The following is a 4,182-nucleotide window of genomic DNA, read 5'->3' on the forward strand; positions in this document are numbered from 1 at the left end:
CGCGCTGCTTTAGGGCCTTGTTATAAGAGGGCCAGTTGGTGATTTTAAAATTTTGTTTTGCCATGGAGACCTGATTTTGAAACAACTGTGGTGATCTGCTCCGATGATTACCCAAAAGTTCTATTTATTCAACAAAGCCCCTTATATCACTTATTCCTTCGTATTTTTTGGTTAGAAAGCTCACTTCTTCCTTTTACACCATGACGGTGTTTTGCGGCATATTAGTTCACTGTTTATACGTCTTATTTCATATCATCGTATTGATAACTCATCAGATCACTGTTCTGGGAATTGCGATAGCGGAAAATAATGACTTTATGTATTACGCCCCGCTGGGGTTTGCCGTTTTGTGAGCGGTGGTGAGCATGTGTGCGCACGGTAAAGACAGAAAGTCACGTTACAGAATTTAATGAGAATTGTTATCGTCTTTGTTGAAGCGGTTTTCTGCAAGTGTTAAGGTAAAGCCTGTGGTATTCCCCCTCGACCATTTCCCCAGCCGCGCTGGCCTGACGGTGGACCCTGGCGATGATGAACGCCTACTCCCCCTCGCTGCCCGAACGCCAGTTTTCTGTTGATGACTTCTTTGCCTTTGGCGAACGCTACGGGATCGACTACCGCTTCCCTGAGCTGGTCTCCAGCCGCGACCGGCGTAAAGCGCAGCGCGTGGTAGTACAAGGCCATGTGGAAGAGATGGTTCTCTCGTCCGGTATCATCCTGACCAGTTCCGATGTGCGCGTGATGCAACCTTATGAGTCCACGTCGCTGCAAGGTTCACCGCTCTACACGCTGGTGGTGCTGGGCGGTTATATCAACCTGCGGGTGAACCAGCGGGAATTTGTGGTGCGTGCGGGCATTGCCTTCAGTACCCGACTTGGGGAGCAGGAGGTGATGCATGTGCGTCACGCGGTCGATCATCCGTTGCGCACCTTGGCGTTGGGTATTCATCCCGGCCAGTTGCAACTCCCCCCGCTGCTCTCTGCGTTACTGCATCAGTGGGAATGCCGAGAGAACGCGGCCTTTGTATGGCAAGTGCCCGATTACCTGCTGGCGGGCTTGCAGCAAGCGTTATCCCCTTCGAGTGAAAGCCTAGCGCGCCAGTTGATGCTGGAAGGCGCGATGCTGCAACTGCTGGGTCATGGCCTAGCGCTTGATCCCGTCGGCCAGCAAGGGCGTATGACCGTGCCACTCAGTGAGCGGCGGCGGTTGGATGCGTTGCGCGATCAGTTACAACTGCATCCGGAAAAACCCTACACCCTGACGGCGTTAGCACAACAGGCCGCTATGAGTCCGACCAGCCGGCGCAATAAATTCCGGCACGCCTACGGGATTTCGGTATTTGATTTCCTGCGCAACAGTAGATTGGCGTTGGCCTACCGTTTGCTGGAACAGGGCCACCCGGTCCAGCAGGCTGCCTGGATGTCGGGATATCAACATTCCACTAATCTGGCTACCGCCTTTCGGCTCCACTACGGCATCGCTCCCAGCGATGTCCCTTTCTCCCAGCGGCGTACATAGCGCTTAAGTCTGGTTTATTCCACCCGTGGTTCCCTGTCACGCGCACCTTTGTCATTGCGCATACGTAACCCGTCAGCGCGCATAGCTTGCTCTTGCATGAAAACGGTAATAATTCGCATTTATAAGTTCAGGTGAGGCGGAGAAGGGCATGTTGAGAAAAACACAGTTGGCGCTGATGGTCGGCTATCTGGCAAGCGGGTTTGCCGGAAGCGCTCTCGCGCAGGATAACGGTAATTCAGCAACGGACAATTCGACAACGAACAGTGCGGCAACGAACAAACCGGATACGCTGATTGTCACCTCTCAGGTGCAGAGCGGGGCCACCAAGCTGGCAACGCCCGATATTGAAACGCCGCAGTCTATTTCCATTGTTACGCGCGGACAGATGCTACAGCAGGGCGCAACCAATGTGCGTCAGGCGTTGGGCTATACGCTAGGTTTGTACAACAATCAGGTAGGTGGCACCAACCGCTTTGATTACATCGTGATGCGTGGTTTTTCCGACGGCAGTCTGGATAACGTGTTCCTCGATGGGCTGAAAATTATGGGGGATACCAATTCGCACAGCTCACTGGTGGTGGACCCTTGATTCCTTGAAAGTATAGAAATGGTGCGTGGCCCGGCCTCGGTGCTGTATGGGCGCGCTTCTCCGGGAGGAATCGTGGCACTGAGTTCTCGCCGCCCGGCCTTTGAGCAAAGAGGACAAATCAAACTGTTCGCAGGGAATAATGCACAGCGAGGTGCCGCCTTTGATCTGACCGGCCCGTTGGACGATGACGACCGCGTGGCATTCCGCCTCGGCGGGATCGTGCGTATAGCGGATACGCAGTTCACCACCAAAGAAGAGCGCTACGCCTTGATGCCCAGTTTGACCTGGCGCATCAGCGATAAAACCCGTCTGGATCTGATGGCGTATCTGCATCGCGATCCGGAAGGGGGCAGCCACTCGGGTGTTCCGTATGAAGGTTCGGTGGTACCGCACAATGGACGCTATATCTCAAACGGCTTCTACGATGGCGAGAAGAACGTCGAGAAATACGATCATCGCCAGAATATGGTCGGTTACAACATTGAGCACAATTTTGACAGCGGTTGGTCGGTGCGTCAGAAAGTGCATTATTTGCAAAGCCGGGTGCATCTGGATCAGGTCTATGGTTACGGTTGGTCGGGGAATAGCGATGAGCTGAACCGCTACTATCAAGGGGCGCGTGAAAAACTCAAAGCGTGGACGCTGGACAACCAACTGGATGGCAGCATTGACACCGGCGTACTGAATCACCGGGTGTTGGTGGGGATGGATTATCAGCAGCGTCAAAATGACGTCAACTGGCCTACAGGGATTTTCCTTAACCTCAATGCTTTCAACCCGGTGTACGGTGCGGGTGCGCTCGACTGGTATGCGCCTACCCGTGAAAGGCACAAGCTGCAACAAACCGGCTTCTACGCGCAAGATCAGATTTCCCTCGAGCGCTGGCGTCTGACGCTGGGTGGCCGTTATGACACTGTTAAAATCTCAAGCACCAACCAAACTACCGAGGCGCGTAGCGAACTGGACCAAGGCCATTTCAGCGAACGTGCGGCGCTGCTTTACCTGTTTGATAGCGGCGTTGCACCTTACATCAGCTACCCCACGGCGTTTACGCCCACCGACTTTACCGATGCCAGCGGTGACCTGCTCAAACCGATGGAAGGCAAACAGTGGGGAACCGGGTTGAAGTATCAACCCGTTGGTACGCAGGATCAATACAGCGTCTCTCTGTATCGCATCAACCAGACCAACGTGGCGACGAAAACCCAGCAGAGCGATCCTTACCGGGCCATTGGTGAGATTGAATCGGAAGGGGTAGGACTGGAAGCGTTAACCCATATTACTGATAACCTCAGTATTCAGGCGGCTTACAGCTATAACGACATTCGCTACAAGAAGAGCGGTATCGCCAGCGAGCAAGGTCAGCGCGCCGTGTATGCGCCGCGCAACCAGCTCAGTGCTTGGGTGAGCTACGACGTCACGAGCGGCATATTGGATGGCTTAACGCTGGGGAGCGGTGTGCGCTATGTGAACGGCGTGGTGAGTGATCGCGCTAACACTCATACGTTACCGTCTTACACGCTGGTGGATATGGCGGTGTGCTTAAAGGGGCTGAGCGCGCAGTTGAACGTCAATAACCTGACGGACAAACGCTATATCGGTGCCTGTAATTCACTGGATTACTGCTACTTCGGCGCAGAGCGCAGCGTAGTCGGCAGCCTGTCTTACGCTTTCTGATCGCTTTCCTCCCCCTGCACCTGTTGGGGGAGTTTCTAATTCCGCGCTTTTTCTGGATGATAACGCCTATATACCCAATAAACCTCAAGATGCAGGTTTGAGCACCTGAAAACGATCGTGAATTCTGGACGTCAGCGAGTCCGCTATTTCTGGTAGCGTATTGGTGAAAAAATTGAATATTGCATCCCGAAAATCGCGGTTGTTTTCAAAATAGCGATTATTCCGTGCATGCTCATTCATAACTTTCCACAGGCGTTCTATCGCGTTCAGATTCGGACTGTAAGGCGGTAAATAGTGAAGCTCTATGTTCACGACAAAGGCCCAATCCTTAATCAATTGGGTTCGGTGATAACCCGCACCGTCCAGTATTACATGGATTCTCTGTCGGTAATCAGGGTAAC

2 protein-coding genes and 1 pseudogene are annotated in these 4,182 nt (G+C 53.3%); 2 read left to right on the plus strand and 1 reads right to left on the minus strand.

The genetic code is table 11. The features are described 5' to 3' along the window. Nucleotides 1–525 precede the first annotated feature (525 nt). Together QZ506_RS01430 and QZ506_RS01435 are read left to right on the plus strand one after the other, a co-directional pair. Nucleotides 526–1,515, plus strand: a complete 990-nt coding sequence (locus QZ506_RS01430) for an AraC family transcriptional regulator (protein ID WP_291968547.1) — start codon at nucleotides 526–528, stop codon at nucleotides 1,513–1,515. A gap of 148 nt (nucleotides 1,516–1,663) precedes the next feature. Next, nucleotides 1,664–3,781, plus strand: a pseudogene (locus tag QZ506_RS01435) (TonB-dependent siderophore receptor). 84 nt (nucleotides 3,782–3,865) lie between these two features. Here the strand turns inward: QZ506_RS01435 and QZ506_RS01440 are convergent. Continuing rightward, a partial coding sequence (locus QZ506_RS01440; protein WP_291968549.1) for a transposase occupies nucleotides 3,866–4,182 on the minus strand: 317 nt, incomplete at its 5' end.

It is taken from the genome of Candidatus Symbiopectobacterium sp. (genome assembly GCF_020054415.1).
GTDB lineage: Bacteria > Pseudomonadota > Gammaproteobacteria > Enterobacterales > Enterobacteriaceae > Symbiopectobacterium.